Origin of the sequence: Micromonospora sp. NPDC049114 (assembly GCF_040648635.1) — a bacterium.
Lineage (GTDB): Bacteria > Actinomycetota > Actinomycetes > Mycobacteriales > Micromonosporaceae > Micromonospora.
The window spans coordinates 1,038,764-1,064,737 of the sequence record NZ_JBEZEA010000002.1 but is presented as its reverse complement, the minus strand read 5'-3'; the positions used below and the strand labels follow the sequence as shown (position 1 = coordinate 1,064,737).

The 25,974-nt window shown below is 67.8% G+C and carries 22 protein-coding genes, 1 tRNA gene and 2 pseudogenes; 12 read left to right on the top strand and 13 right to left on the bottom strand.

Going from position 1 to position 25,974, the window contains the following annotated elements; all coding sequences use genetic code 11:
• Positions 1-103 precede the first annotated feature (103 nt).
• Both AB0B39_RS12330 and AB0B39_RS12325 read right to left on the bottom strand, forming a co-directional pair.
• Positions 104-1,201 (bottom strand): hypothetical protein, encoded by a 1,098-nt coding sequence (locus AB0B39_RS12330; RefSeq protein ID WP_357574309.1) that lies wholly within the window; start codon positions 1,199-1,201, stop codon positions 104-106.
• Between the two features lie 613 nt (positions 1,202-1,814).
• Positions 1,815-2,078, bottom strand: a complete 264-nt coding sequence (locus AB0B39_RS12325) for a hypothetical protein (RefSeq protein WP_357493182.1) — start codon at positions 2,076-2,078, stop codon at positions 1,815-1,817.
• 329 nt (positions 2,079-2,407) lie between these two features.
• On the opposite strand from AB0B39_RS12325, the pseudogene AB0B39_RS12320 reads away from it, so the two are divergent.
• Positions 2,408-2,867: pseudogene (locus tag AB0B39_RS12320) on the top strand (DDE-type integrase/transposase/recombinase); the annotation flags it as partial.
• 223 nt (positions 2,868-3,090) lie between these two features.
• Here the strand turns inward: AB0B39_RS12320 and AB0B39_RS12315 are convergent.
• Positions 3,091-3,525: a hypothetical protein gene (locus AB0B39_RS12315; protein ID WP_357493180.1), complete on the bottom strand. Its 435-nt coding sequence runs from the start codon at positions 3,523-3,525 to the stop codon at positions 3,091-3,093.
• A 500-nt stretch (positions 3,526-4,025) separates the two neighbouring features.
• On the opposite strand from AB0B39_RS12315, the gene AB0B39_RS12310 reads away from it, so the two are divergent.
• Positions 4,026-4,181: a LuxR C-terminal-related transcriptional regulator gene (locus tag AB0B39_RS12310; protein WP_357493434.1), complete on the top strand. Its 156-nt coding sequence runs from the start codon at positions 4,026-4,028 to the stop codon at positions 4,179-4,181.
• A 155-nt stretch (positions 4,182-4,336) separates the two neighbouring features.
• On the opposite strand, the gene AB0B39_RS12305 is transcribed toward AB0B39_RS12310, so the two are convergent.
• On the bottom strand, positions 4,337-4,834 hold the full coding sequence (locus AB0B39_RS12305; RefSeq protein WP_357574308.1) for an LURP-one-related family protein: 498 nt from the start codon (positions 4,832-4,834) through the stop codon (positions 4,337-4,339).
• A gap of 419 nt (positions 4,835-5,253) precedes the next feature.
• Positions 5,254-6,033 (bottom strand): FkbM family methyltransferase, encoded by a 780-nt coding sequence (locus AB0B39_RS12300; RefSeq protein ID WP_357493176.1) that lies wholly within the window; start codon positions 6,031-6,033, stop codon positions 5,254-5,256.
• A gap of 312 nt (positions 6,034-6,345) precedes the next feature.
• On the opposite strand from AB0B39_RS12300, the gene AB0B39_RS12295 reads away from it, so the two are divergent.
• The 4 genes from AB0B39_RS12295 (at position 6,346) to AB0B39_RS12280 (ending at position 9,013) form a co-directional block, all read left to right on the top strand.
• Positions 6,346-6,411, top strand: a tRNA-Trp gene (locus AB0B39_RS12295).
• 354 nt (positions 6,412-6,765) lie between these two features.
• Positions 6,766-7,041: a hypothetical protein gene (locus AB0B39_RS12290; RefSeq protein WP_357493174.1), complete on the top strand. Its 276-nt coding sequence runs from the start codon at positions 6,766-6,768 to the stop codon at positions 7,039-7,041.
• Positions 7,038-7,721: a hypothetical protein gene (locus AB0B39_RS12285; protein ID WP_357574307.1), complete on the top strand. Its 684-nt coding sequence runs from the start codon at positions 7,038-7,040 to the stop codon at positions 7,719-7,721. Before AB0B39_RS12290 ends, AB0B39_RS12285 begins: the two co-directional genes overlap by 4 nt.
• Entirely contained in the window at positions 7,718-9,013 is a 1,296-nt protein-coding gene (locus AB0B39_RS12280) for a hypothetical protein (protein ID WP_357574306.1), read from the top strand. Before AB0B39_RS12285 ends, AB0B39_RS12280 begins: the two co-directional genes overlap by 4 nt.
• Before the next feature lie 421 nt (positions 9,014-9,434).
• On the opposite strand, the pseudogene AB0B39_RS12275 reads toward AB0B39_RS12280, so the two are convergent.
• Both AB0B39_RS12275 and AB0B39_RS12270 read right to left on the bottom strand, forming a co-directional pair.
• Positions 9,435-9,548: pseudogene (locus AB0B39_RS12275) on the bottom strand (IS6 family transposase); the annotation flags it as partial.
• Positions 9,549-9,799: 251 nt separating this feature from the next.
• The gene (locus tag AB0B39_RS12270; RefSeq protein WP_357574305.1) at positions 9,800-10,393 is read right to left on the bottom strand and encodes a hypothetical protein; all 594 of its coding nucleotides are present in this window, start codon (positions 10,391-10,393) and stop codon (positions 9,800-9,802) included.
• Positions 10,394-10,617: 224 nt separating this feature from the next.
• Here AB0B39_RS12270 and AB0B39_RS12265 point away from each other — a divergent pair, with 224 nt between their 5' ends.
• The gene (locus AB0B39_RS12265) at positions 10,618-10,812 is read left to right on the top strand and encodes a hypothetical protein (protein WP_357574304.1); all 195 of its coding nucleotides are present in this window, start codon (positions 10,618-10,620) and stop codon (positions 10,810-10,812) included.
• Positions 10,809-10,964 carry a hypothetical protein gene (locus tag AB0B39_RS12260; protein ID WP_357493167.1) on the top strand — a complete coding sequence of 52 codons (156 nt, stop codon included), beginning with the start codon at positions 10,809-10,811 and terminating at the stop codon, positions 10,962-10,964. The genes AB0B39_RS12265 and AB0B39_RS12260 overlap by 4 nt, the downstream gene beginning before the upstream one ends.
• Before the next feature lie 89 nt (positions 10,965-11,053).
• Here AB0B39_RS12260 and AB0B39_RS12255 read toward each other — a convergent pair whose 3' ends face one another.
• The 3 genes from AB0B39_RS12255 to AB0B39_RS12245 form a co-directional block, all read right to left on the bottom strand.
• On the bottom strand, positions 11,054-11,641 hold the full coding sequence (locus AB0B39_RS12255) for a hypothetical protein (RefSeq protein WP_357574303.1): 588 nt from the start codon (positions 11,639-11,641) through the stop codon (positions 11,054-11,056).
• A gap of 2,024 nt (positions 11,642-13,665) precedes the next feature.
• Positions 13,666-15,225: a carboxypeptidase-like regulatory domain-containing protein gene (locus AB0B39_RS12250; RefSeq protein WP_357493163.1), complete on the bottom strand. Its 1,560-nt coding sequence runs from the start codon at positions 15,223-15,225 to the stop codon at positions 13,666-13,668.
• A 565-nt stretch (positions 15,226-15,790) separates the two neighbouring features.
• Positions 15,791-16,231 (bottom strand): hypothetical protein, encoded by a 441-nt coding sequence (locus tag AB0B39_RS12245; protein WP_357493161.1) that lies wholly within the window; start codon positions 16,229-16,231, stop codon positions 15,791-15,793.
• Positions 16,232-16,734: 503 nt separating this feature from the next.
• Between AB0B39_RS12245 and AB0B39_RS12240 the strand changes: the two genes are divergently transcribed.
• Together AB0B39_RS12240 and AB0B39_RS12235 are read left to right on the top strand one after the other, a co-directional pair.
• Positions 16,735-17,307: a sigma-70 family RNA polymerase sigma factor gene (locus tag AB0B39_RS12240; RefSeq protein WP_357574302.1), complete on the top strand. Its 573-nt coding sequence runs from the start codon at positions 16,735-16,737 to the stop codon at positions 17,305-17,307.
• The gene (locus tag AB0B39_RS12235) at positions 17,304-18,449 is read left to right on the top strand and encodes a hypothetical protein (RefSeq protein WP_357574301.1); all 1,146 of its coding nucleotides are present in this window, start codon (positions 17,304-17,306) and stop codon (positions 18,447-18,449) included. Before AB0B39_RS12240 ends, AB0B39_RS12235 begins: the two co-directional genes overlap by 4 nt.
• 433 nt (positions 18,450-18,882) lie before the next feature.
• On the opposite strand, the gene AB0B39_RS12230 is transcribed toward AB0B39_RS12235, so the two are convergent.
• Positions 18,883-20,013, bottom strand: a complete 1,131-nt coding sequence (locus tag AB0B39_RS12230; RefSeq protein WP_357493157.1) for a LacI family DNA-binding transcriptional regulator — start codon at positions 20,011-20,013, stop codon at positions 18,883-18,885.
• Between the two features lie 564 nt (positions 20,014-20,577).
• On the opposite strand from AB0B39_RS12230, the gene AB0B39_RS12225 reads away from it, so the two are divergent.
• Positions 20,578-23,286 carry an RICIN domain-containing protein gene (locus AB0B39_RS12225; protein WP_357574300.1) on the top strand — a complete coding sequence of 903 codons (2,709 nt, stop codon included), beginning with the start codon at positions 20,578-20,580 and terminating at the stop codon, positions 23,284-23,286.
• A 119-nt stretch (positions 23,287-23,405) separates the two neighbouring features.
• On the opposite strand, the gene AB0B39_RS12220 is transcribed toward AB0B39_RS12225, so the two are convergent.
• Together AB0B39_RS12220 and AB0B39_RS12215 are read right to left on the bottom strand one after the other, a co-directional pair.
• Positions 23,406-24,251, bottom strand: coding sequence for an NAD(P)H-binding protein (locus tag AB0B39_RS12220; protein WP_357493154.1), 846 nt, complete (start codon positions 24,249-24,251; stop codon positions 23,406-23,408).
• Between the two features lie 79 nt (positions 24,252-24,330).
• Positions 24,331-24,861, bottom strand: coding sequence for an MFS transporter (locus AB0B39_RS12215; RefSeq protein ID WP_357493152.1), 531 nt, complete (start codon positions 24,859-24,861; stop codon positions 24,331-24,333).
• Between the two features lie 114 nt (positions 24,862-24,975).
• Between AB0B39_RS12215 and AB0B39_RS12210 the strand changes: the two genes are divergently transcribed.
• A complete protein-coding gene (locus tag AB0B39_RS12210) occupies positions 24,976-25,959 on the top strand; it encodes a YafY family protein (RefSeq protein ID WP_357574299.1) in 984 nt (327 codons plus the stop codon).
• Positions 25,960-25,974: the final 15 nt, after the last annotated feature.

The window sequence follows — 25,974 nt, the reverse complement described above, 5'->3', positions numbered from 1 at the left end:
CGACCGAGGGGTCGGCTCCGGCGTCGAGGGCCGCCCGGTAGCGCTGAAGTTGGCCCCTTGCAGCAGACCAGCGCGTGCTGGCGCCTGTCGGTCGCCCCCGTCATCACTTCCACACGGTCGCGTGGTTGCCGCCCGGTGTGTTCGTCCACCCGGCCAGCATTCCCCGATTGTTGAGTGCCATCACGGCGGCCGCCGGATCGCCGGTGACCATCCGGCGGTTGCGCAACAGGAAGGCTCGTCGTGGGTCGCCTGCGGTGGTGCCAGCGATCCAGCCTCGTTCGTTGATGCGGGCGTCATACCCGGGAAACTCGGTGCGGACACCCTGGTACCAATGGAAGACCCGGGCCGCCCCGTCCGCCGAGTTGCTCCACCCGACGACCTGACCATGGTCGTTGATCGCGAGTGCCCCGCTGATGCCGGACGGCGTGCCAAGGTCGATCATCCGGCCACGCTGCCAGAGGAATGCGTGCTGGACGCCGTCCGCCGTGGTGCTCGTCCCAACGATCTGCCCGCGTTCGTTGATGTCGGCTGGCACCGTCTCGTTGCCGCCGAGGGTTCCCAGGTCGGTCAGAGTGCCCCGCTCCCACAGGAAGGCCCGTTGTCCGTTGGGCGAGTAGTGCACGCCGATCACCTGGCTGTGGTTGTTGATGCCGGTGGCGCTGCGGTCGCCGACGCCTCCCAGATCGGTCAGGACGCCGCGCCGCCAAAGGAAGGCGCGGGTCAGGCCACCACCGATGAACGTCTGATTGTCACCGACGACTTCGCCCTTGTCGTTCACCGCCAACGCGGTGCCCGTACCTCGTTCGTCGAGCGTGCCCAAGTCCTGCGGCCGGCCCTGCCGCCACAGGCACGGGCGTGCCGGGTGGACCGCGGACTGACAGAATCCGACGACCTCGCCGCGCTCGTTGACGTCCCGCGGGAGGCTGCCGTTGCCGCCGGGCAGCGGACGCAGCACCGTGTGTTTCCCGGCCTGCCAGAGGAATCCGAGCGGCGGTTGGATCTCTCCGTTGACCGTGTTCGTCGCGGTGACGATCACTTCGCCGTGGCTGTTGATGTCCGACGCAGAACTCGACATCCATCCCGCCGGGTGGATGTCGACCGCTGTCGGCCTCCTCGGCCCGGACGCCCACGCCGGCGCCGCCGTCAGCAGCGGAAACGCAATGAGCAGCGCGCAAACGAGCCGTCCGATCAGACGGGACATGGGTTCTCCCAACCACACCGCAGGAATGACCGAGGGTCCGGGGCCGATTCACCATTTCACCCGTACTCCGGCCAAGGCAAGACAGAGGGGGCATGCAACCAGTATCTGATAGACGACGCCGTTCACCTGGCGTGGCTAACCAGGATTCGGTTTCGGTTGTCCACCGAATCCTTTGCCTTACGAAGCACCAAGATCACGTTCACTGATCTGCCGCTGACAAGGCGCGGTGATCGTGGGCATGCTTCCCCGATCGACCGATGCGGCTGCGGGAGCCAGCGCTAGTGCCAAACGCAGCACTGGGCCGGCAGCTCAGGAGTGGTCGGCGGCCCGGCGCGAGCCCGGTCTAGGGGGAGCAGGCTGGGAGCAGCGGGGTGCCCTGAACAGCTTTGAAGTGCACCCAATGGCATCGAACGGCGTTCAACTGCACCCACCCCTGACTGCGGCTCCACGTTCTCCCAGGTCAGAGTGGGTGTGGCGTCCTGTTTCCCGCGGAGTGCTCTGCGGTTCTGCACAGCGGTCGAAGTGCTCTATGTCGGCTGGCAGGGGAGTGTGCGAAGGTCAAGGCGGTAAGGAGCTGTTGGTGGGCCTGGGATCCGAAGAGGTCACCACGTGTCTAGATTTGCGCGAGCTTCAGGGTGGTACCGAGCGTCATCGGTGGTTTGGCAATGGTTCGCGTCGATCCTCGGACACAAACGATTGCCCCACGGTGCGCGCTGAGATCGACTTCGGCGTGCACCGTTTGCGCTTCGGGGTGGTATGTCAGCCGCAGGCCGAGCTGGCGGTAGACCTCGGCTTTGTCGGCGGGGTGCGCGTCGCGGAGCACGGTGACGATGTCCCCTAGGGCGTGAATCAGCGCGGTGATCTCTGCCTGGGTCATCCGGCGTGGTGCGGCCGACTCCGGTGGGTGCAGATCGTTTTGGGCCCGTGCCCGTTCAGCCTGCGTCTGAGCGATCCAGCTGGCGACGACCGAGGGATCCCGCTCCGGCGTCGAGGGCTGCCCGGTAGCGCTCAAGTTTCGCGTCGCACTCGGCGATGGTTGCGCGAGCGGCGACAATGGCCGGGGAGGGCTGGTTTCCCGACTGGGCGTTGACCATCGCGGTGATCGTCTTCTCAAGGCGGTCGGGATCAAACGCGGTAGCGAGCCAGGCGTCCAGGGGGTTGGTGAGGGCGTCCTCACGGAGGTAGACGTTGCGGGGATGCTCAACGTGGGTCGCCGACCTGACCTACGTGCGCACCAGTGTGGGCTGGGTGTACGCCGCGTTCGTCCTCGACGTGTTCTCCCGCATGATCGTCGGCTGGCAGGTCTCCACGTCGCTCTACACGGATCTGGCTTTCGACGCGTTGAAGATGGCTATCTGGCGCCCGCGAGAGTCAGGGAGCTGTCCTGCGTAAACTCGTCCACCACTCGGACCGAGGAGTCCAGTATCGAGCGATCCGCTACACCCAACGGCTCGCCGAGGCGTTCAACTCGCTCCACAAGACCGAACTCGTCCGCACCCAAGGTCCCTGGCGCGGCCTCGACGACCCGGAGATGGCCACCGTCGAGTACATCGACTGGTACAACGACCGCCGGCTGCACGGCGAACTCGGACACATCCCACCCGCCGAACACGAGGCCCTACACGCGATAACCCAACCGGTCACCGCACCCCTGAAAACCAGCTAACCAACTCTCCATCAAACCCGGGGCTTGACAGGTCAGATAGGTCGCCCGGTCTCGGCTGCGTTCCCTTGGCTGTAGCGGGAGCGCCTGGGGCAACCAATGATCCGTTGCCTTGTGGCGGCGCAGCAGCGGATAGCAGGCTGCGATTTGCCCGCGGTAATCAGCTAGCCACAACGGGCCGCCGGACTGCCGGCGGCCCGTTCCGCTTCAGGACCGGTGCGCGGGGTCAGCCCTCCCAGGTGACGGGGGCGGTGTAGCAGCGCTGCCAGCCGGACGAGGCCGATCCGTTGTAGTACAGGTCTACGCAGACCCGCCCCTGGGCGCCGTCGGCGCTGGTGTATCCCGCCCAGTTGTCCCACCACAATCCGATTCCTGTCCCGGCCTTGGTCAGAGCGCCTTCGCAGGTGAAGGTGTTGCGAGGACCCTCCCACGTCGAGGTCGAGTTCCAGTACTGCAGGATCAACCAGCCTGTGATCTTGCAGCCGGTGGCGGACGTCGCGTTGGCGCCGAACATGACGTTCGTGCTGAGGGAGGCGTGGTCGTCGTAGAGAGAGACTCTCGTGGCGAGGCTGATCATGGTCGGCCCGTTTATTGTGCCGCCGGCCAGGTACTGGTCCTCGCGAGACTGGGCGAGCGCCGGGGCGTTCTGGGTCAGGATCACTGACCCAGCGACGAGGACGGCAACGGCGGTCCTGGCAAACCACGTTTTAAGCATACGAAGGCCTCTCCGGGTGACGGATCGGGCGGATGACACTGATCAACCTAGCCGCTCGGGCTCCCGGCGATCCGTCCACGAGGGAGCACAGCGAGTGAACTTCAGGTAGCCGGTGAGTACCAGGAGTGGCGTGGAGCTGATGGCTCGCCCGCCGGGTAGCCATCGGCGCACCGGCCGACGAGCGATCAGCAAGAGCCGCTTCCACCACGCGTGGGTGTGCACCCGGCGGACCTCGGTCAGCGGATCCACGCTGGAGGTGAAGCGTCGCGGTGAGCTTGCTGGGAGTCCCCGCGGTTCCGTCGTTTGAGACGCCGATTCCACGGGCAACGCCGTGACCAGGCCCTTCAGGCTGGTGACCTCTTCGGCGACAGCGAAGTGCACATCGTGTGCTGATCTACGCGGGGCTCGGTTCGTCAGGGCTGGCCCCCGGCACTGCCCTGCAGTCAATGCGCCGGAATTCGGGCCAGATTGGGCCTCGTCGGCACGTGTCCGAGGCCACCGTCAAGGGCCATGTCTCGCGGCTGTTGGTCAAGCTGGGCTGCAGCACCCGTACTGAAGCCGCCCTGCTGGCCCACGAAGCTGGCCCCAGCACGCCACCCTGAAGCCGTCAAAGAGACGTCTCCCAGCCCTGGCTCGTGTCCGTTGCGGACGGTCACCGGAAATGCGCACCTCGTTGATCGGCGATCCGCCGCCGACGATCTCGGTGACCGTGGCGGCGACGAGCAGGCCCGGAGCAGCGCTGCTGGCGTCCAACGGGTCAGTCCTCGTCGCCCTTTTTCTTGTCGCGGTCCAGGGCCAGGTCGAGCGCGAGGACGCTGCCGATGATGAGTAGTGGGTCGACATCGGGAGTGACCTGCACGGCGTAGGTGTCGCGGATCGTCAGCCACCGTTTGGAGACCACGGCAACCTCGGTGCCGTCGCGTTCGATCACGTACTCGTGGTCGAGCAGGTCGCCCTTCATCTCCAGGTCGTTGGGCCCGGGCACGTCGATGGTGAACTTGTCGCGAAACGGCGTGAGGAGCTTCTTGCGGACTTCTGCGGCCTTCTCGCCGCCGATCCGGATCTCGTAGGTGGGACGCAGCGCCACCAGGTGCCGGTGCAGCGTGGCGACCTCATGGCCGGAGGCGTCCTCGATGACGACTTTGTTGCGGACGCTGAGCACCTTGCCGTCGACGTGGAAGACCTTGGTGCCGTGCTCGTCGAGGACGTCGAAGTCGTCGCCGATCGAAAAAAACCGCTCCCTGATGACAAGCATTCTTCGATTCTCCCTCACGGTGGGCGAAAGGGCTGGCCGGCGGACCGGTCTTCCGAAGTGGCGGGCGGGTAGTTGTGGTGTTTGTTGGCGATGGCGCCACCGAGGCAGGGGGCCGGACCATGGGTGAGGCATGTCGAAGCCGCGAAGCTCGGACTAATGGCCGCTCCCGTCAGCTGAGACGCCGATCCCACCGGCAGTGCGGATACCGGCGAGTCCTTTGTGGTGACGGTTCTATATCTCCGATCGGCCGCGTCAGGGCATCGTGAACGCCCGACCGCCCCCCTTGCCTCGGGCGATCACCGATCCAGGCCAGACCACCTGCCTCAACATGCGTAGCCACAAACCCGTCGGGTGGCATCCTTCACGAGTATGAATATTCTGCGTGACCTGGGCGGACGAGGTTTCTGCCAGGGTCAGGGTCAGGCGGGCCGGGCGCGGGCGTAGACGTCGCCCGAGTTGGCCTCGTGGGGCAGCGCCCGCAGGTACGCCGCCACCTCGTCCGCCGGCCGCCAGCCATTGAGTGCGAACGCCATCTCGTCGCCGAGCGCCACGGTGAACCTGGTGAAGCCCAGGCGGGTGAGCCGGTCCAAGCAGTGCGCGGCCAGGTCCCGTTCGATGGTGGTGAACTCGAAGGACAGCGCCGGCAGGGGGCGGCTCAACCCGGCCAGCACGGCGTCCTCGAATCCCTCCACGTCGATCTTGACGAAGCCCGGCACGCCGTGCGCCGCGACCAGGGTGTCGAGTGTAGTTCCGGCCACCTCGATCTCGACGTCCCAGATCTCGTCCTCCCAGCCGCCGGCTCCCTCGGCGGCCTGCAGGAAATCCGCCGACGCCGTGGAGATCGTCGGGTTCGCCGAGTTGACGTGCAGACGCACCGGCCCGGTACGCGCCCCGCACGCCGCCTCCACCACGGTGACCCGGTCGTCGTCCGCGTAGAGGGCGCGCAGGGCCTGGGTGCAGAGCGGTTGCGGCTCGACGGCCACCACGCGTGCGCCCAGCCGCCGGAAGCTGCCGAGCCGGTCACCCACGTGCGCGCCGACGTCGAAGACCAGGTCCCCTGGGCGAACCAGGGGCGCGTAGAACGCGTCCATCGCCGCCTCGCGGGCCGGGTCGCCGTAGTACGCCTCCAGGGAGCGGCGCAACCCGGACAGGGTCGGATCCGCCTTGAGTGCCTCCACCGCTCTGGAGTCGTCGACCACTGGTCCAACCGTAGTCGCGTCCGGAGCAACGCGAGGGCGATTCGCGCGCATCTCCTGGGCACTGCCGGACCTCCGGCCTCCAGCTACCAGAAGTCCGCTCCTGCCGCTGGCCACGCGCGCAATCATGAGCGCGTCCTGGATCGATGCGGCTGTGAGAGCCAGTGCTGGTGCGAGCCAAAGCACGGGCAGGCTGCTTGCGGTCGGTCCGCCGTCGGCATTCCGGTGCGGTGGCGGCTTGGATAGCGCAGACGGATACGCGAAGCTGCCCACCCCACCAGGGAAGGGCGGCGTTTCGTTACCGAAACACCTCACAGGGGCGTAGCTCGGAGCACCGGTCTCCAAAACTGAAGGTTGCAGGTTCGGATCCTGTCGCCCCTGCTCTCGTCCCGGCTACGGCCACCGCTGATGATTCTCAACTCCACGTGGATGGCATAGCAAGACTCCAGCCGGCGCCTGCACGCCCCGGCGGGGGCAGCACCTCCGCGACGAGGGAGACGCCTGACCCGCTCGCTTTGGAAGCGAGAGAACGGGGTTTGACACCCCGGTTCCGGACCACGGGGTTGTAGCTCAACTGGCAGAGCAGCGGTCCGGCAGGCCGCAGTTTAGGGGTTCGAGCCCCCTCTTCTCCACGTACCGATGCCTTCCTGGCGTAATTGTGGCGCACGGGAATGAAGTCTCCGAGGACCGCACATCCTCGACCTGCCCCACCCGGACCGGAAGACGTACGCCGACGTGCTCGAACCGCCGGCCGACTTCGACGGCTCGCCGGACAGCTGGCTCGCCAGCGCCCCCGAGCGGCAGCGGGCGCTGTTCGACTACGCCCACGCCGAAGCGCGCGGGCGGCAGACGGAGATTCCGGCCAAGCTGAGCATGCTGCGCGCCCGCGCCGAGCTGACCGCGCTGCCGGTCGCCGAGCGGCACGCCGTACTCACGGGCCCCGGCGGGCTGCGACCTACGGCTGGCATTGCCAGCTATGGCCATCGATCACTACCTTGTGTGTACGCATGACTACCGTGTGGGGAGGCTGGTTGCGGCGTCTGAGTGCTCTAGTTCCGCTGCTCCTGTTGTCGGCGGCTATTGCTTCATGCTCGCGAGCCACCCCCCTCTGCGACTACGCGGACGGCCTGGTCAAGTCAGCGCAGCTAACTCAGGCGGCTGACGCCTACGCCACCGCGGAGCGCTCGGACGAGGGCGATTGCGCCGACGACGGCCTCAAGCACGTCGGCGAGCTGCGAGCGAAGGCCAGCGCCTACGTCGCCAAAGGCCGCGCCGCGCGGCGGGCGGGACAGCTCCCGGCCGCCACCGCGTCGTTCCGGGCCGCCCTGGCCATCGACCACAGCGACACCGAGGCGGCCGCCGAGTTGCAGGGCCTCACGAGTGTCTCGGCGACTCCGGCGCTTGCCCCGTCGGTCGTTCCCATCCTGGTCAAAGGCCCGCCGGGCCGGGACGCTGGGCGCGGGCTGGCATGGCTTGCCCTTGTCCTCACCCTCGTCGTGATCATCGCCGCACTTGGCCTGGCGATGTGGATACGGGCGACCCGCCTGGCGCTCGACCGGGTGGCCGCATCGCTCGATGCGGCGAAGAGCCGCGACGACGATCTTCGGGCCGACGTGGTGCGGTTGATCGAGGCCGGCCGGGCGACCACGGATGACGTGGAGGAGTGGTACGGACCAGGGGGAGACCGATGACCAACCGCATCGACGTTACCCTCTATTGGCTCCGCACCGGCACCACCGGCCGTCTGGTGGCGCGGCGGCGGATGACCTGGTCCGGCGGCGACGAACCGGTCGACGAGATATGGGCGTCCGGTTCAGTCGACGGGATCCAGATCGCGACCGTCGATCATGCGGCACAGTCCACGGTTGAATGGCAGCGGTTGCTCGCCGGCATGGCAGTCCTGAAACTCACCGTGGTGACGGCCAAAGCTCAGCTCGTCCTGCGCCTCCTGGACGCCGATGCGCTCGAGAGCCTCGCCGGTACCGCCGCTCCCGCGACTTTGTTCGCCCGCGTGACCACGCAGTTCGAGGAGACCGACGGCGTGCTTCAGGCGGCCGGTGGCCACCTGAACGCGCCGGGGCGCCACCTGGTCGCCCAGCCGCTGCTGCCAGTGCTGCGGGCGGCGCTGCAGAGCGTCAACCTGGCGAAGACCGACGTGCCACCGCCGGCCAGACCCGCCGAGGAGCCGGCGCCAGCGCTGCGGGAGTGCCTTCCGCCTGCGATCAAGTTTGAACGGACCCGGGGCGCCCAGGTCGGCCACCACAACGTTCAGATCAACCGCTTCGAAGTCCGCGGCCCGACGCCGAGCCTCGACCTTGAGCGGGTGCTGTCTCGTCTCGAAGTCAAGGCCGCCCGGACCGCGCTGCTGGCCGACCCGACCAACGCGGCGCGACGCACCGATTTCGTCGAGTCGCTCCAACGGATCTCGGGCTGGGCGGTCAAGGCGAAGCCGCTGGTGCTTTCGGCCACGAGCCGACCGCCCAGCTTCCTCGAGCGGGTCTTCTCCGTCGAAGGATTGCAGGTCGGCAACGGCAACACCCAGCGGAACACTTTCAAATGCTGCGTGACCGACGTCCCGGCGGCCCAAAATCTCCTGAACAACGACCGCGCACTGGCCAGGAGCCTGGCCGACTATCTCTGCCCACGTTCCGGCACCGTCGGTGATTTCAGCACCTTCCGCGAAGACCTGCAGCGCACGATGCGCAACCTGCCGATCACCCTCACCAATCCCCACAGCGTCCGCCTGCCGATTCCCGAGCCGGGCCAGACCCTGATCGTCCGGGACATCGACGGAGTGTCCATCGGCCCGAAGAGCGCCGTCACCCCCATCTTCGTCAATCGCAGCGAGGCGCCGAAGCCGTACATACCGCCGAGCCCAGCGCCGCCGCAGGTTCACCCGCCGAATCCAGCCGACGAACTGTCCACAAGGACCCCAGAGCCTCCCCATCGAAGCATCCCCGGGCCAGGATCTTTCGGTTTCTGAGCCGAGCTGCCGGACCGGATCGTCGGCACATGTGCGCCGACGCGCGCCGACCAGCAGGTTGCGACAGAACCCGTCTGCAAGCTGCGAGATCCGATACCGGCGCTCGGGACGTTCCCGGCCAGCCCCCCGCTTCTTCACCGCTGTGACTCCCAGTAGAGGTCGAAGTGGTCAGGCGTTTCCGCCTCCGGGGATGGCTGGCGCCGGCAGGCGTCTCGGTTCGCCTGAGGCCACGTCTGCAGGCGTGCAGCAGGTCGATGTGGAGCGTCGCGAATAAGCTTGACGGACTCCGCCACGGTTCCGTCATCTGAGACGCCGATCCCACGCGCAATGCCCTGACCAGCCCTTCCGGGCGGACGACACCTTCCGGGGAGTGGCGGGCGAACCGGGCAGCGTCGGCCAGCAGCGGGGTGAACCGTTGCGCCCACCGGAACATGGTGACGTGGTCGACCTCGACACCGCGCTCAGCCAGGAGTTCCTCCACGTCCCGGTAGGAGAGGTTGTAGCGCAGGTACCAGCGGACCGCCACGACGGTCACCCCCGCGGGGAACCGGAACCCGGTGAACGCCGACTTCGGCGGCGACCAGGGACGACGAAGACTCGACCGCTGCACCCGTCAAGCCTGCGTCGATCCCTGGGCACGAGCAACGCAACAGACCGGTTCCGGTTGACCCTATCGAGCTGCGAGACCATCAGGACCAGACCAGCCAGTTAGGCCGCGTGACTGACACTTTCATTTGTTCGTGCAGCAGACCCGTTTGTGGGTTAACGCGGGGTGGGCTCTTGAGGTTAGGTGGTCCGGCGTTCGAGCTCACTTCGCGCGGTGAGGAAGTTGACGGTGGGGTCGCCCTGTGGGAGGTCGGAGACGAAGACAACGAGCCCGGCCGTTTGACTGTCCGCCCAGCCGCAGATGGTCATGTAGCCGCCGCGTTCCCCGCGTCCTTTCCCGCAGCGGGCTTCTCCTCCGAATTGGCCTGTGTCAACCGCCTTGGTCTCGACGCGTCCGTAGAGGGTGAGTATGCGTTTGAGGGTTGCTGCCGGGTCGTCGACGGTTCCCGACGCGCCGGTGACGAGCACCGCGTCGGCGGTTTCGGTCTCACCCCCGTACGCCCAGGCGACCGCGCTGGTGGGTGTTCCCACCTCCTGCTTCAGCTTCTCGATCAGCGAGATTGGTCTGTTAGTCAGACCTCGGCTCATATTCTTGGGCTTCCCGAGGAGGGTTTCTGGTGTTTGCAGCTGGCGAGGCGATGGCGTGCTGGCCGGTGTCGGCACGGTAGGTGCTAGTGCAGTGCATGCGGTTGACAGCAGGAGTGTTGCTGCTGCGGCTAGCGACAGTGCTGCGGCGGCTATCCGGGCGCTCCCGTTGCGGCGGATCGTCGCCATGGTGCTCCTCTGATCAAGAAGATGTCGCGGAAGCCTAGCCCAGTCGATCTCCGAGCGAGGGCGGGCAGTTGGTCGGTTTTCTCACTCCCCAGGGCTGGTATGGCATCGGGCGGCAGGCGTGCTGAGTTCGACTTGTACCCGTTGGCTCTCCTAAGACCAGGGTCGCCATCGACCGGTGCCCGACCGCCTCACGGGGGCAGAGTCCGGCGGTGATAAAACGGGGCATGGAGATCGCGCGGCTAATCCAGGCGTTGGATGACGTCTTCGACGGCGCGATCGTGCATCACGGGTACACCGACTACATTCGCGATTACGAAGTCATCGTCTACGTCACCGCAGACCCGCGTACCGACATCCCACCCGTCCCCTCCGATACCTCTTCAAGTACTGCGTTGCAGCCGAGGTGCAAACGGCGGTGACTCCCGACACCTGGCGGCGCTCCATCCTGGCCAACGACACCACTGCCGCGTTCCGATTTCGCCAAATCCGGTCAGGCGAGGACTGGATCGACCTTGAGGACTTGGAGCGTTACCCAAAGGAATTCGCCGTCGTCATCGACAGCCACCCGTGACTCTCGTGCCGTTGGCACAACCAGCCGTACATCCACACCCGAGCCGACGTGCAAGACAGCGAGCGACCGCAGCCGACGATCCGAACAGCCTAGCGGCGATGCTCAGCGTCAGCCCACAGCAGTCGCGATCGGGCGAAGAACGGGCAGCAGCCGCACCGTCGGCCGTCGCACACCTCGTCCGCGTAGCGAGCGAAGTCCTCGGGCGTGTAGAACGCGGCGACGAAGCCGCCGCGCGCCTCGCCCTCCCACCGCTTGCTGAGGATCACGGCGGAGCCGGTCCGACCGCGCAGTTCGCTGATCCGGAACGGGAAATCATCCACTGTGCCGCCGCCTCTGTTCCACGCGCGCAAATCGTAGATCCTGTTGTCGTCTAAACCGGACGGAGCCGGCGTCGTCTGCCAGCCGGCTCCCGGGTCGAGTAGCGTGATTTCCTCTGCGGCGCGGGCCCGGCCAGGACCCCGCTCGAGATCGATCACGCCGTCGCCGACCGAGCCGTCGTCCTGGCCGAGAAAAAGGGCAATTTTGTCGGTCCCGCCGTGGCACCAGTCGAAAACCCCGACCAGCCGGCCGGCGGCGTCCAGCCGTACCCCGACCGCACCCTCGGTGGCTGGGCTGCAGCCTGTCAGCCCGGCCAGCACCAACGTGCAGATCACTCCCAGCAGCCCTGTCCGTCGCATCCCATCAGCATGAGCACCGGCGGTCACCTACCGATCACGGCGAGAGATCGGCTTGACGACATCGGGGATCGGCGAAGCAGATCCAGCAAGGCCACTGCTTGAAGGCCGGCGGCAGCTCGCGGTGCAGGTTGTGATGGCCTGCTCTACTGACAAAGTGCGTGCCCGTCTACTTTTCTACCTTGCGTTGATGGCTGCGGGCGTTATGGCGACAGGAGCCGGACTCTTGGTCGCCCTGGGATATGTCGAGCAGCCAGGGCCCTTTGGCGAGGGGGCATTGGGCGCGGTTGGCGGAGCTATGGCCTCGGCTGGGTTTTACCGATGGAGGAAGTGCCGCTCCTCGGGCTCGGGGCAAGCGTGAGATCGCGCGCCGACGCCAGCGTCGAAGCATGTCATCGGCAGCACCTGGGTGACCTCAGGCGTTAGCAGCGCCGACATCATCGGTAGCCGGCGTCGCAGCGAGCAGGCGGTCGCGTCGCTGACCGCTGTGGTCCCGGCCGGCGCCGTCGATGCCGCGTTGACCGAGCCTGCAGGTGTGCAGTGGTTCCTTTCGGGCTGGGGCGCCCCTGCTGGCCTGCTGCGGCCCGAATGCGTCGGGCCTGCGATCCCGTATCGGCACCATCGCTGAACCTGGAGCTGATCTGCGCTTCGGCGACCAACTGGGCACCAGCGCGGAGGTCCCACTTTGACCACCTGTTCGTACGGACTGCACTACGTCTGGGCAGTCGCGGCCTTGGGCGCTCGGCGGGTGGTACCTTACCGACCCCTTTGTTGACGAGAAACGAGATTTGGCGTGGTCGACTCCCAAACCGACACCGGTTCCTCCGCTGGCTCCACGTCTTCGCGTCGATGGGTTTGGGTGGCGGCCGGGTCTGTCGTGCTCCTGGCCCTGCTAGGCGGCGGAGCAGCTTATTGGCAGTTCGCTAACCGTGGGGATGAGGATCCGGGATTGACGGGGTGTCGGTCGGCTGGGGTGCTGGTTCGGGCAGGGCAAGGGAAGGTTGTGCCGGCCGACGAGGTTCAGCGGCTGGGCGCCCTGTTCGAACGCTCGGCTCACGATGACTTGAAGTCCGCTGGCGTAACTGCGGCGGGGTTGGTGGAGAGGGTGCAAGATGCTCGCAACACCGGCCCCGGTGGTGACTTCTACCGTGCCCAGTTGGCTCAAGCTGTTCCGCGGATGACCTCTGCCTGCGAGAACCACCAGGTCAGGGTCAAGGCGTAGTTCGGATCGTCTGCCGCGGCCCGATATATACCGAGGCCCCGACCTGCGTTTAAGCAGGTGGGGGCCTCGGTAGCGCTGGCGGAAGTCGATATGGACAGAGGCTGGGCTGTTCGCCGGCCTCCCGACCTCAGTCGGCCGAATCAGCTGAACGGCTTGCGGTGCGCTGCCGGGCGGCAGAGCGCCTCGGGAGGTCAGGCAAGCGGCTGGGCGCGAGTGGCGGTGACCGTCGCGGTGCCACTGGTCGACAGGCCGGAGATCCCGACCGGAAGATCGGCAACGGTCAACGTCAACTATTGTTCCGCGAAACGGACTACATCAGCAGAGGCGGGTCCAGGCTCGGGTGTCACGCTCACCGGCGGACGGAGGACTCGCTTCCTCCGATCGTGTCCGGATCTTGCCAGGCACTTCGACGGTCCAGCAACCCTGCGCCGGTCGTGCTGATGTCAACGCGCATTCGATGCCTCGATGACGGTTGCCGTTCCTACCGCGGGCCGGCCCTCGTGCATGGTAATCGTCATGCCCGGCCGCGGGTCACGCCAGAGGGCGGGGGACAGTGGGCCAAGCGGACCGACCCGGTTGCGCCGGGTGGCAACGCTGGCGCGGACTCCACCCAGATGCGTGCCACGAGCAGATCGGGGTCGCCTGCGGCCGTACGCCGGCCGAGGTCCTCAACTGCACCCACCCCTACCTGCGCTTACACGTTGTCCCAGCTTGCCGACCTGCGCACTCGCTTGGCGGAAGTCGGCAATGAACGCTGACCCGGCCCGGACCGGGGTGCGCGGGCGGCGCCGGTGCTCGTCCCGGCTCAGCTCCGCCGGCCGGGAAAGTTGACGGTGAACGGCGAGGTGCCCACCCGGATGGCGGACGCGTCGACCTGCCGGACGTAGTCCGGGTAGCAGCGGTCGGGGTGCAGGCAGAGCCGGACCCGCTGGCCGGGCACGAGTCGGGCGTCGTACCGGCCGTCCTCGACGTTCTCGTCGACCGCGACGATGTCGCCGGTGTCGGCGTTGTAGACGTGGACCGGGTAGCCGTAGCCGTACACCGGGAGGCCGTTGGCTTGGCCGGAGATGGCGGTGCCGGCGCTCATCCGCTCGTTCGCCACGGTGGTGCCGCCTGCGACGACCTTGATCCGGGTCGCCTTGACGCTGTTCGGCGCCCCACCGGACCACTGGGTGGCGTAGACGCTGTTGGCGCCGCCGTTGCCCGGTGGGATGAACGCCAGTGACCACTCGTACGGGCCGAGCCCGCTGAAGGTGTACGAGCCGTCGCCGGGAACCTTCCGGGTGGTCTCGTACCAGAACGGATCGTAGGTCGTCAGCGCGACGGTCACCGACACCGGCTGGCCGGTGACCGCGTCGGTGATCGACCCGGTGATCGACCCAGCCCGGTCCAACAGGATGTCGGGCAGCGTGGTGATCCCGGGCCCTGGCGCGACCGTCAGTGCCTTGGTCCGGTCGCCGGTGCCACCGCTCGGGCCGACCCACTGCGCGCCGTGCCCCTCGGCCGAGCCGCCGGCCCAGATGTTGTACCGGTCCGGGTGGAGGCTGTGGAACCGCACCACCCCGTTCTCGTCGGAGATCTCGTTGGCGTCATAGATGTCGGGGAACCGCTTGTCCACCGAGATGGCGATGATTCCCGCGTTGGGCACCGGCGTGCCGGTCGCCCGGTCTCGCAGTGTCACGCGCAGTTCGTTACCGGGTGGCTGGACCGGCAGCGTCGCGTGGGTCACCCGCCCGGCGACCGCGGTCGCCTCGACCATCCCGCCCTCGTGTACGCCGTCGTTCGCGGCGCCGGTGAATCGGTAGTGGCCGGGCGGCACCTCCAGGTCGACGTACCCGTTCGGGAAGGTCCCGGTGGGGCTGGTGCAGATGAGGCCGAGTTCCATCGGGTCCTGCACACAGAAGTTCCGCACCTCGGCGCCGGTGGCCGCGTCGGCCGCGACGAACCGGATCCGACCGGCCGGAGGAAGCACGTCGTCGACGACGAGCCGGCCACGGGTCGGCACGGTCACAGCTCCCCAGGGGAACCCGAGCCGGCTCGGGTAGTAGCGGGGCCGGAACACGCCGGGCAGTTGGTTGGTGATCCGGTAGCGCCCGGCCGACACGCCGGACACCCGCCACCGGCCGGCCCGGTCCGTGGTGGTCGAGTAGGTCGGATGCTCGGCGCCGGAGTCCGGCGCGAGGGTGACCCTGACCTGGCCAGCCGGTCGGCCGGACCGTTCGGTCAGAGTGCCGCTGACTGTCGCGGCAGCGTTACCGGCGCGGACCGGCGCGACCGTACCCAGCACCGCGTCGACGCCGAGCAGCAACAGTGCGCACAGCGCCGCCAACAGGAGAGTCGCGGGACGTGCTACTCGGCTGTCCATCGTGGTGGCACCTCCGGAATCGGCAAAGCTCGGCTCGCTCGCTCGCGCACGTCAGGGCAGCGTAACTTTGGCCGTCATCACTTGAAGTCATGTGATGAACACGGACAGCGTCGGTTTTCGAGGCATCTGCAACTCGCTACCGACGGTCCGGGCACTGCCAGCCGCTCGTGTAGCCGGACGGACTCGTGTCTTTGGGCCTCTGCGGTTCGGACGTTTCCGTCGACGACCCGACCTGTACGGCCGAGACACCCTGGCCCCGCCTGCGCCACTCGATCAGAACGCGTGGGACCCCCCGGTACGGGAAGCACCCCGCCGCGGGTGCGCCAGGCGGGAGTCGCCGCCGCCGAACCCCGTGCCGACGGCCAGCATTCTGGCCTTGGCCAGGGGCGTGTCGCGGTACTGATCGTGCGCCGCCGGATCTCCGTGACCACGGTCGCCCGGGCCCGCAGGCGGTGGGTGCCTGCCCGCTGCGAGCGTTGAGTAGCGCCGAGAGTCAGCGTCCCCGTGGGTGTTGCCGAACTCACGGGGACAGACACGCCCGACCGCGAAGTGTCGGCCCGGCCGCTCAGGCGGGGCTGAACTGGATGAGGACCGACGCGGTCGGCAGTTCGTCCGGAGCGGGTGGCGCCTCGGTGCGCCAGGCCAGCCGTACGCGCCATCGGCGGCCCGGCGGTAGGCGGTAGGCGTCGGCGATGCCGCCGGCCGTGCCGCTGGCGAACCCGAGGATGCCCGACTCGAAGACCACCTCGAGCACGTGGCTGCGGTCCCAGCCGCCCGGATCGAAGTCGGCCGGCCCGTCCCAGGTCTCCAGCCGGGTGTCGCTACCCAGCACCACGGCGTCGTCGATGTTCTCGACCACCACGAAGCCCGGCGCCGAGCTGACCCATTGATCGAGCTCGTGCGGTGCGGGTGGAACGTTGCGCCGGTCGTTGCTGTCGTCGATCATCGCGAACAGTCGATAGTCGACATTGACGTACAGCTCGGTGTGCTCGACCAGCGCCGCCATGCTGGCCCCTCCCCGCTCGGTGGACTGCGAGGGTAGCGTTCTCCCGCTGACCGTGAGTGTCCGCATACTTGCTCACCCGTGCATCGGCAGCAGCGAGTGTCCCGAGTGGGCCGCCGCTTGCGGTGTGATGGCGGTGGTGATTGCAGGCGTAAGAGCCAGGCGGGTAGGGCCGCTCGTCGGGCGGTCTCGGATCGGTTGGCCCGGTCGCCGCGCCAGAATCGGGCGAGCCGCAAGTCTCGGCGCCCCTGGCAGCCCCATCGAGAACCAGATCCAGCCCTGAAACGGCGGGGAGACTGCCGATGTGGGCTGGGAGCCTCGCTGCCGCTACCTCCCAGCTTCGACTCCCGGCCCTGGCCTGGGCCCCACGCTGACAGCGTCGCAGCCGCTCATGCCGCCGAGAGGTCGCTATTGGGCGACCGCTTGCCGTCGGCCCTCGGCGCCTGAACACTTTCCCGCCTGATCGGCAATGTCAGGGTGAAGCGCGAACTTTGCCGAGGAGGGCCATGGCTTCGGATGCGGATTTGATAGGCCGGTCGCTGGATGGCGATGTCGACGCCTTCGTAGAGGTGGTCGAACGTCATGAGGCCGCCGTCGGTTCGTACCTCGTTCGCCGGGCTGGGCGGGATGCGGCTGAGGACCTCCTGGGCGAGGTTTGGGTTGCGGCGTTCGAGTCGCGGCGATCGTACGACCGGTCGTACGACGATGCGCGGCCGTGGCTGTACGGCGTGGCATTGAATCGCTTGCGGCGCTACTGGCGATCCCGGCCGACCGAGGACCTGGTGGCGGACGTGCCGGACGTGGCTACTGGATGGGATCCGTGGTCGGCGGTGGACCTCGGCGTGGACGCCCGGGCGGTGCTCCGGTCGGCCCTGACGCGGCTCAAACCCGAAGAGCGGGAGGTCCTGAGGCTCGTCGCCTGGGAGGACCTGACCGCAGCCGACGCCGCGCGGGCCCTCGGAATACCGGCCGGCACCGCGCGGCGGTTGCTGAGCCAGGCCAGGGCGGCATTGCGCGACGCCCCGGGGGTGTCCGCGCTTCTGAAGGACCGCAACAGCGCGAAGGAGAGACACCGATGACCGACGAGCTTGATCTGGTCGGTGCGTTGGGCAGCGCAGAACCACTGCGCCCGGAGGCGTATCAGCGGGCGCGGGCGGTGCTGCGGGCGGCTATGGCCGACCCCGGAACCGTGCGGCTGCTGGGCGCGATATCAGCGGAAGACACGACTATGGAGGCGACTTCAACCATGGAAACGACGACAACCACGCGGGACCACGAATCCAGCCCGGCGCTTCAGCGCCGCCGCAGGATCGGTATCGCGGGTCGATTGGGCATCGGTGCCGGAGTTGCGGTTACCGCCGCCGCGGCAGCTGTCGCTGTGGTGCTCAACTTGTCGGCGACCGGGGACACGGAGGCCGGCAACGATTCGGCGGCCGCCGCCTCGGGCTCGACCACCGTCAACGGGTCCGCCGAGCCCGCGCCGCTGATGATCTTGGCCGGGTCCATCAAGACGGTCACCCCGTCGGGGGGCGACGCGTGGCTGGTGAAGGCGACGCAGGTCAACGGCACCAAGACCATGCAGGTCGTCTACACGCTGTACACCGACGGTCACGCGATCTATACGGGCAACAGCGTGAAGGACATCAAGCGTGCGATCGCCCGTCACCAGGACCAGATGACGGACGGTGGCTACGCTCCGCTCCTCAAGGCGGCCGTCGCCGCAGCGGACAGCAGCCCGGCCGATGGCCGGACCCAGATGCTCAAGGCAGCCAACGATCCGCTGGTGGGCCTTGACCCCGCAGCGCAGAAGGCGGTGTGGGACAAGCAGCAGGCGGATGCCCAGGTGATCATCAGGCAGAAGGGCGGTAACGCCGAGCCGAAGCCGTACAGCCCCCAGGCCGTTCAGCGGCACTTCGACAACGCCCTGTGGACGTACAGCACCGAAGCACTGTCCGCTGGCGACGGCAACACGCAGGTCCGGGCCGGTGTGCTGCGTCTGCTGTCCACCATCTCCGCGGTCAGCGTCAAGAACTCGACCACCCACGGCAAGGCCACACTGACGATCACCGCCGGCCCCGAGGTGTTCGGCGGCGAGGGCAGCGAGGTGCTGACCATCGACGCCACGACCGGCATGCTCGTCAAGGACGTCTCCACCGTGCCGGGCCTCCCTCAGGCCTCTACGACGTACGAGTCCTCCCGCGTGACGAAGGCCGACCTGTAGGCCGGGAGTTCCCATCCACCGTCGCTGACTACCTGGTGCGATCCCGCCGCAGGCACCGTGACCAGCGGGTCCGTGGTGGTGACCTCTTCGGAGGTCACCACCACGGCTAGGCTTGTGCGAGCTTCAGAATCGCACTGAGCGTTATCGGCGGTGGGGCAACGGGCCGTGTCTCGGACACGTTTGCTGCCAGGTGAACTCGCGTGAGCGGGCGAGTTGTTGCACGTAGGTCAGGGCGTCGCGGTAGCCGGTGATGACCTCCCAGGTTTGCGGGTTGGTCTCTACCGGTTCGTCGCCGGCGACGGCCGCGGCGGCGTCGTCCAGAGGCACCTGGTAGCCCTCGATCGAATTCGAACCCTGGATGGCGCCGCTCCTCAGCGACGGCCGGTGCGGGCCTCGGGTGACGTGCCGCCGTAGGTGGACAGTTCGACGCTGATCAGGGCCGGGTGGATGGGACTTCGCTGCCGGCGGGCTGACCGTGCGGGCCACCGTGGGCATGGGGAATCTCCCGGCGGCCAGGTCCCGGGATCGGCCGGGGCGGTGGTGGCGCCGTCGAGGCGCGGACGACGAGCTCGACCGGTTGGTCGGCCGCCGGTGGAAGCTCGACGTCCGGCTTCTCGATGACCTGTACCAGCAGCGCGAGGCCCTGCCGCGCGACCTCGTCGAACCGCTGCCGCACGGTGGTGAGCGGGGGAGTGACGTAGGCGGCGACCGGGATGTCGTCGAATCCGACGACGCTGATGTCCTCGGGCACGCGGCGCCCGGCCTCGAGCTGCGCGCGGATGAGACCGATCGCCATGTCGTCGTTCGCGGCGAACACCGCGGTCACGGTGCCATCGCCGGCCAGTTCCCGGCCCGCCGCGTAGCCGGACGTGGCCGACCAGTCGCCCTCGACGACCGGCGGCTCGTCCGCGCCATGGGCTCGCAGCGCCTCGCGCCAGCCGGCGAGACGGTCCCGTGCCGAATACCACCGCTGCGGGCCGGCCAGGTGATGGACGGTCGCGTGCCCCAGCTCCAGCAGGTGCTCGGTCGCGGCCCGCGCGAGCCGGCCCGCGCCGACCCTGGCGGTCACCACCTGCGGCGCGGCGAAGGTGGGCGGCGCGCCGAGGACCAGGACCGGCACGTCGACGCTGATGAGGCCGACGCCCTCGTCGATCGGCTCGGAGATGACGACGCCGTCCACGCCCTGGTCCAGCAGCGACGCCAGGGCGCTCGCGATGCCGCCCGGGTCGCCCTCGATCGTGTCGGCCAACCGCAGCGTGTAGCCCACCTCCCGGACCGCCCGCTCGATGCCCATGAGCCACGACGCCGGCCCGTACAAGGCGCTGCCGAGCGTCACCACGCCGATCGACCGGGTCCGCCCGGACGCCAGCGCCCGGGCCGCCTGGTTGCGCCGGTAGCCGAGCTCCTCGGCGGCGTCCAGGACCCGCCGGCGCACGTCGGCCGAGACATACGGCTCGTCGTTGAGGACCCTGGACACCGTCTTCTGGGAAACGCCGGCCAGCCGCGCGACGTCCACGCTGCGCGGCGTCGGAGGGCTTCCACCCGGCCTCGCCAGTCGCGTCACGGCAGCTCCCATCGTCGGCCATAGTCCTGTATGATTGCGTAGTCATGTCTACGCAGTCAGACACCCGCCATCAAGAGCCCGTAACCCGCCCGTGACGCTGGCGAAGCACGTTCCTCACCAACACCCTAACTTCCGTTTCGAACCGAACAAGTCAGGCCGCGCCGCCCGCCGACTTCGCCGAGGGCCACAGTGCCGGCCACGCCTTCAGCGTGTCACGCGGCCGGGGGTCACGGGGGCGAATCGGTTCGCTACTCGATCAGCGCAGCGTCGGTGGGCCGGCGACACGGAATGTCTGAGCGCGATGCCCTAGCACTCCGGAAGGGTCGTACTCGTCGGCGGCCACTCGGAGCTTGCGAGGCGTCAGGAGCAGGAAGTAACCGTCCTGAAACCTTGACTTCACGCTCGATGCACCCATTAATGCATATCTATGTATTCGGGCCGCAACCATCCTTCCCGGGTGGTCGGCGACGCCGGCAGACTTGTCGAATCGATTCGTGCATCGGCCTTGAGTCCATGCCCTGAACCGGTGTTGCAGAGCTGGCGGATGAGTCACAGGAGGTAACCGTGCATCACACGAACGTCCACTGGGGTGGCCGATTGTCGGCGTTGGCCAGAGGGCTGGCCGCGACTGTGGCGCTCGGCCTGCCTCTGACGCTGGGTGGCCTGACCCTGGCGACCCCGGGGCCGGCCCTGGCCGCGCCGGTCGTGACGCAGAGTGTCGCGGCCGCCGGACTTGATGGTGTGGCGGCCGGTAACGGCGCGATCGCCTCGGTCGATCTGGCCGGGACGTGGGCCTTCACGCCCGCGGGTCGGGGAACGACCTCGATCGCGGTGCCTGGTGGTGGCTGGTACAAGCAGGGCTTCACCGACGTGACCGAGGCGGTGTACTCGCGCAGCATCACGGTGCCGGACTCGGGGCAGCCGCAGTCGACCTGGATCGAGTTCGGCGCCGTCAACCACCAGGCGACACTGTCGGTCGACGGCCGCGTGGTCGCGACCCAGACGACGGCGTTCACCCCGTCGAACTTCGACATCAGCGCCTACGCGGCGCCCGGCACCACCCACACGATCACCGTGAACGTGAAGGGCCGCGGCGCGTTGAAGGCATCCAACGGCCGGTACCTGGTGCCCGACGCCGCCACGTGGTCCGAGGCGGTACCGCAGGGGATCTTCGGGTCCGCGTTCCTGCGGGTGTACCCGGCGGTGTACGTCAGCGATACATTCGTGCGTACGTCGGTGGCGAACAAGACGCTGACCTACGACGTGACGGTGCGCAACACGTCGGGCAGTTCCCGGTCGGTGACGTTGACCGGGTCGCTGGCGTCCAAGAACGGAACGGCCTTCAGCTACCCGGAACTGCCCAGCCGTACGGTCACCGTGGCGGCCCGCTCGACCGTGACCGTGACCGTCGGGCCGGTCGCGTGGAACCTCGACAGCACCTCGTACTGGTGGCCCAACGTGCCGTACCGGTCGGGGTACCGGGCGCAGCTGCACGGGCTGACGGTGCGTGCCGCCACCGACGACGGCCGGACGAGCGACGCCGAGTACCGATTCGGGTTCCGGGAGGCCACCCAGAACGGTGACTACTACTACCTCAACGGCGTGCGGGTGAACTTCCGCGGCGACAACCTCCAGGGTGCCGACTATGACCGGATCAACAACGGCGGCAAGGGCGACGCGTACCACACCCTGCCCGGCTTCCTGCCCCCGTCGTCCGGCAACGGCGGCTGGCCGCAGGCGGTGGACAACTACCAGCGGCTGAACTACAACGTGGTGCGCATCCACCAGGAGCCCGGAAGCCCGTACATGTTGGACGTCGCCGACGAGATGGGCCTGATGATCATCGACGAGGTCGCGATTCGCGGCTCCCAGTCCTCGCAGGAGTGGAAGGAGTCCGTCGGGCACGACAACATGGTCAACCACGCCCGTGCGCTGGTCCTGCGCGACCGCAACCACCCCGCGATCATCCGCTGGAGTCAGAACAACGAGCCGAACCAGAGCGGCCAGGATTCCGAACAGTTCGAGAAGGAGCTGTACGCGGCGATGAACGGCGCCGACGGCACCCGGCCGATCATCGCCGAGGTGGGCGTCGGCGGGAATGTCAGCCTGTATCCCGGGATGACGTACGCCAACTTCGCGGTGATCCCGCACTACGTCGACGGCTTCGGCAGGTACGGGGAGGGCCTGATCACCGTGAACGGGCGGCCCGACGGCGAGGGCGAGTACATCTGGCCGGCGTGCAACAACAAGCAGGGCTTCGAGTGGTTCGCCACGGCGACCCTGGCCAAGCGCGGCAAGGGCGCCACCGACCTGCGTCCGTACACGCTGCTGTCCGCCTGGGCCAGCGTCGTGCCCGGCGTGCGGAGCACCGACTTCACCCCGGAGGAGGGTGGTCACCCCATCTACGGTGCGGACAACCTGCCCGACCCGTGGAGCAACCCGCAGATCCAGCGTGTGCAGGCGGCGTTCAACCCGGTGGCCGCGGTCGACCTCCCGTACTGGTCCGCCTCCGGCAACTCGGACTCCAACGGCACCTTCCCACTACCGCAGGCGGTACCCAGCTACGCCCGCAACGCCACGGTGACCCGCACCATCACCGTGTTCAACGACGACTTCACCAACACGTCGGTGGGCTTCGCCTGGACCGCCCGGCTCGACAGCCCGACCGGCGCGGTCGTCGCGTCCGGCAACACCACCCTGACCATCCCACTCGGCTCACGGGTCACCCAACCGGTGTCCTTCACCGCCCCCGCCACCGGCAGCCGCGTGTACCTGCAACTGTCGACCACCAAGTCCGGCAGCACCACCTTCACCGACTCGGTCGAATACCTCAACCTCGGTGGAAGCGGTGGAACCGGGCCCACTCCCGGCACCTACCGCATCGTCAACCGCAACAGCGGCAAACCCCTGGCCATCGCCGGCAACTCCACCGCCGACGGCGCCAAGGCGATCCAGCAGAGCGGCACCCCCACCTGGACGATCAACGCCACGCAGGACGCCTACACCCTGCGCTACACCGCCTCGGGAAAGGTGCTCGACGTCAACGGCGCCAGCACCACGACCGGCCTGCAACTGCAGCAGTGGTCGGCAAACGGCGGCACCAACCAGACGTGGTACCTGCGACCCACCGGTAACGGCTACTACACCATCGTCAACCAGGCCAACGCACTGGTGGCCGACGTCTACGCCGCCTCAACCAGTGACGGCGCCCAAGTCGTCCAATGGACCGCCAACAACGGCACCAACCAACAGTGGCAGTTCGTACCCGCCTGACCAGTAGCAAAGGTGAGTGTCAAGTTCGGCCGCCGGTAGCGGGCTGCCGATTGTCGCGCCGACTCGGGGGCACGGTTTGTGCGCCCGAGTCGGCGCGATCCAATCACGTGGGACACGAGCTACCGATCCGAACCGACACGAGCGTGCGCTTCGGCCCACTCGCGCATGCTGCGCGGCGCCCGGCCGGTCACGCGCTCGATGGTGTCCGTGACCGGCGCGGGCTTGTTGACGTGCGTCTCCCAAGTGGCGAACAAAAGGTCAGCAGGCGCGTGCGGGGCGATCTCCGCCCGCGCGGTCGCGGGATCGATCTCCTCGTATCGCAGCTCACGGCCGTGCGTCCTGCCGATCAGCTCGATCTGCTCCCGGTGGGTAAGCGACTGTGGTCCGGTGACGTGGTAACGCTGCTCGCTGTGCCCGTCCTGGGTCAGCGCTGCCACAGCGATCCCGGCGAGGTCAGCGGGGTGAATCGGGGAGCCTGCTGCGTCAGCGTAGGGGCCTCGAACGACGTCACCGGCCGCGAGCTGTCCAGGGACGTCGAATGCCCAGTGCAGCGCGTCGGCGGAGTTGATGTCCAGTCGCAGGAAGGTCCACTGCATCCCGGAGTCGATGATCGCCTGCTCGATTCCGTGGTGGAACGCCGCGATGTCGTTGGGCTGCTGCTCCGCGTTGTCGTCGATCTCCGCCGTGGACTGGAACACCACGCGCTTGACACCGGCGTTCTTCGCGGCCTCGATGAGCTCCGGCACCCCAGGGCCCATGGCGAGGACGAAGATCCCGTCGACGTCCCTCACCGCAGCCGGCAGAGTCCCAGGGTCCTTCATGTCGCCGGCGACGACCTCAGCGCCGGCAGGAAGATCCGCCTGCTGCGGATCACGAGTCAGGGCCCGTGCAGGCTTACCGATCGACACCAGCTGCTCGACGATGGACCGGCCCACGGGTGCCGTAGCCGCAGTCACGAGGATCATTGATTACTCCAGAAAATGGTGAGGTCTGAGTGGGATTAGGTCTCGGCTTGCTGTCAGATGCTCGCGAGCTGCTCCTGATTCACCTCCGCCATGGTTGTTTGACGTGCCTTCTTCGGTAGCCGGTGAACGCGCCAATCGGAGCATTGATCAGGAACACCAGGCGCCATCCGAGAGCGAACAGGTCTGCGTTGATGAGCAACCCCGCGACGATGGACGCGCCAGGGCCGACAGGCCGATCACGGGGCCCAACGTGCCGAACGCGCCTTCCCGATCTCCTCGGGCGGGAAGAGGTCCGGACCAACCCGAAGGCCTGCGGAATCATCAACGCGGCGAACAGGCCTTGCACCGTCCGGGCGGCGATCAGAGTGTCGGGCGACCACGCGGCCGCACAGGCCAGGGAGGCGGCCACGAAACCGGCGGCGCCCACCAGCAGAAGCACCTTGCGGCCAAATATGTCGCCCAGGCGCCCGCCTGTCAGCAGGCCTCCAGCTAATGCCAAGGTGCAGGCTGCGGCGATCCACTGCACGCTCGCATGTGACCCGCCAAGATCCGCTCTGATCGCTTGCGCCGCGATGTTGACGACAGTGGCATCGAGCAAGTTCATGATCATCGCCGCGAGGACAGCAAAGAGTCCGAGCCAGCGGTGGCGTCGTGTTGTCCATGCCGCAGACTCTGGCATCGAAGTAGGAACATCAGTTTCCTACTGGGGTGGGAAACTTCCAGCATGTTGGAAACATCGGCGCGGTTGCTCCGGCTGCTGTCTCTCCTGCAAACCTCACGCAGGTGGAGCAGCACCGAGCTGGCCGAGCGGCTGAACGTGACCACCAGAACCGTGCGCAACGACGTCGAGCGTCTCCGCGCTCTCGGCTACCCGGTGCACGCCACGTTCGGCACCGACGGCGGCTACCGCCTCGCCGCGGGCGCAGTCCTCCCGCCGCTACTGCTCGATGACGAGGACGCCGTCGCCATCGCCATCAGACTGCGCACCGCCACGCCGTCCGTAGCCGGCATCGAGGAATCCTCCGCCCGAGCCTTGGCGAAACTCGAACAAGTGCTGCCAACCCGGCTGCGGAACCGAATCAACGCGCTACAGACCTACAGTGTCGCGGTCTCGGCAGGCGACGACAATCAGCGGGTTGCCGCAACGACGCTCAGCGAGATCGCCGCAGCGTGCCGAGACCGGCAACGACTGCGTTTCGACTACCGCTCCCACGACGCCTCAGAGTCTCGCCGTGAGGCCGAGCCCTACCGCCTGGTCAACTGGGGGAGACGCTGGTACCTCGTCGGTTGGGACATCCAGCGGGAAGATTGGCGCACCTACCGCGTCGACCGTATGACCTTGCGTCTACCGCACGGGCCTCGGTTTCTCGCCCGGCCGCTGCCGGACCCGGACGTCGGCGCATACGTCATGCGCGGGATCGGCCGAGCCGTGTGGCGACGCCGGGCGACAATCATCGTGCACCTGCCCGCCGAAGTCGTCGTCGAAAGACTCCCACCAGCAGTAGGGCCCGTCGAATTTATCGGTAGAGATCGCTGCAGGGTGCGCACAGGATCTGACAACCTCGAGCAACTCGCTGTCTGGTTCGGTCTGCTCGGCGCCGACTTCGAGGTCATTGAGCCGCCGGAGCTCCTCGGTCACCTCAGGATGCTTGCCGACCGGTATCGACGCGCCGTCGGCGACACACCAAGCACCACCCGTGCCGACTGACCCCCAACGCCGGCC

Coding starts and splice junctions, on each gene's coding strand:
- AB0B39_RS12210 (WP_357574299.1), top strand. CDS start 24,976: ATGTTGGAAACATCGGCGCGGTTGCTCCGGCTGCTGTCTCTCCTGCAA.
- AB0B39_RS12240 (WP_357574302.1), top strand. CDS start 16,735: ATGGCTTCGGATGCGGATTTGATAGGCCGGTCGCTGGATGGCGATGTC.
- AB0B39_RS12305 (WP_357574308.1), bottom strand. CDS start 4,834: ATGCTTGTCATCAGGGAGCGGTTTTTTTCGATCGGCGACGACTTCGAC.
- AB0B39_RS12325 (WP_357493182.1), bottom strand. CDS start 2,078: ATGACCCAGGCAGAGATCACCGCGCTGATTCACGCCCTAGGGGACATC.
- AB0B39_RS12310 (WP_357493434.1), top strand. CDS start 4,026: ATGCGCCGGAATTCGGGCCAGATTGGGCCTCGTCGGCACGTGTCCGAG.
- AB0B39_RS12255 (WP_357574303.1), bottom strand. CDS start 11,641: ATGCGACGGACAGGGCTGCTGGGAGTGATCTGCACGTTGGTGCTGGCC.
- AB0B39_RS12330 (WP_357574309.1), bottom strand. CDS start 1,201: ATGTCCCGTCTGATCGGACGGCTCGTTTGCGCGCTGCTCATTGCGTTT.
- AB0B39_RS12280 (WP_357574306.1), top strand. CDS start 7,718: ATGACCAACCGCATCGACGTTACCCTCTATTGGCTCCGCACCGGCACC.
- AB0B39_RS12265 (WP_357574304.1), top strand. CDS start 10,618: ATGGAGATCGCGCGGCTAATCCAGGCGTTGGATGACGTCTTCGACGGC.
- AB0B39_RS12270 (WP_357574305.1), bottom strand. CDS start 10,393: ATGGCGACGATCCGCCGCAACGGGAGCGCCCGGATAGCCGCCGCAGCA.
- AB0B39_RS12235 (WP_357574301.1), top strand. CDS start 17,304: ATGACCGACGAGCTTGATCTGGTCGGTGCGTTGGGCAGCGCAGAACCA.
- AB0B39_RS12220 (WP_357493154.1), bottom strand. CDS start 24,251: ATGATCCTCGTGACTGCGGCTACGGCACCCGTGGGCCGGTCCATCGTC.
- AB0B39_RS12285 (WP_357574307.1), top strand. CDS start 7,038: ATGACTACCGTGTGGGGAGGCTGGTTGCGGCGTCTGAGTGCTCTAGTT.
- AB0B39_RS12215 (WP_357493152.1), bottom strand. CDS start 24,861: ATGATCATGAACTTGCTCGATGCCACTGTCGTCAACATCGCGGCGCAA.
- AB0B39_RS12250 (WP_357493163.1), bottom strand. CDS start 15,225: ATGGACAGCCGAGTAGCACGTCCCGCGACTCTCCTGTTGGCGGCGCTG.
- AB0B39_RS12245 (WP_357493161.1), bottom strand. CDS start 16,231: ATGGCGGCGCTGGTCGAGCACACCGAGCTGTACGTCAATGTCGACTAT.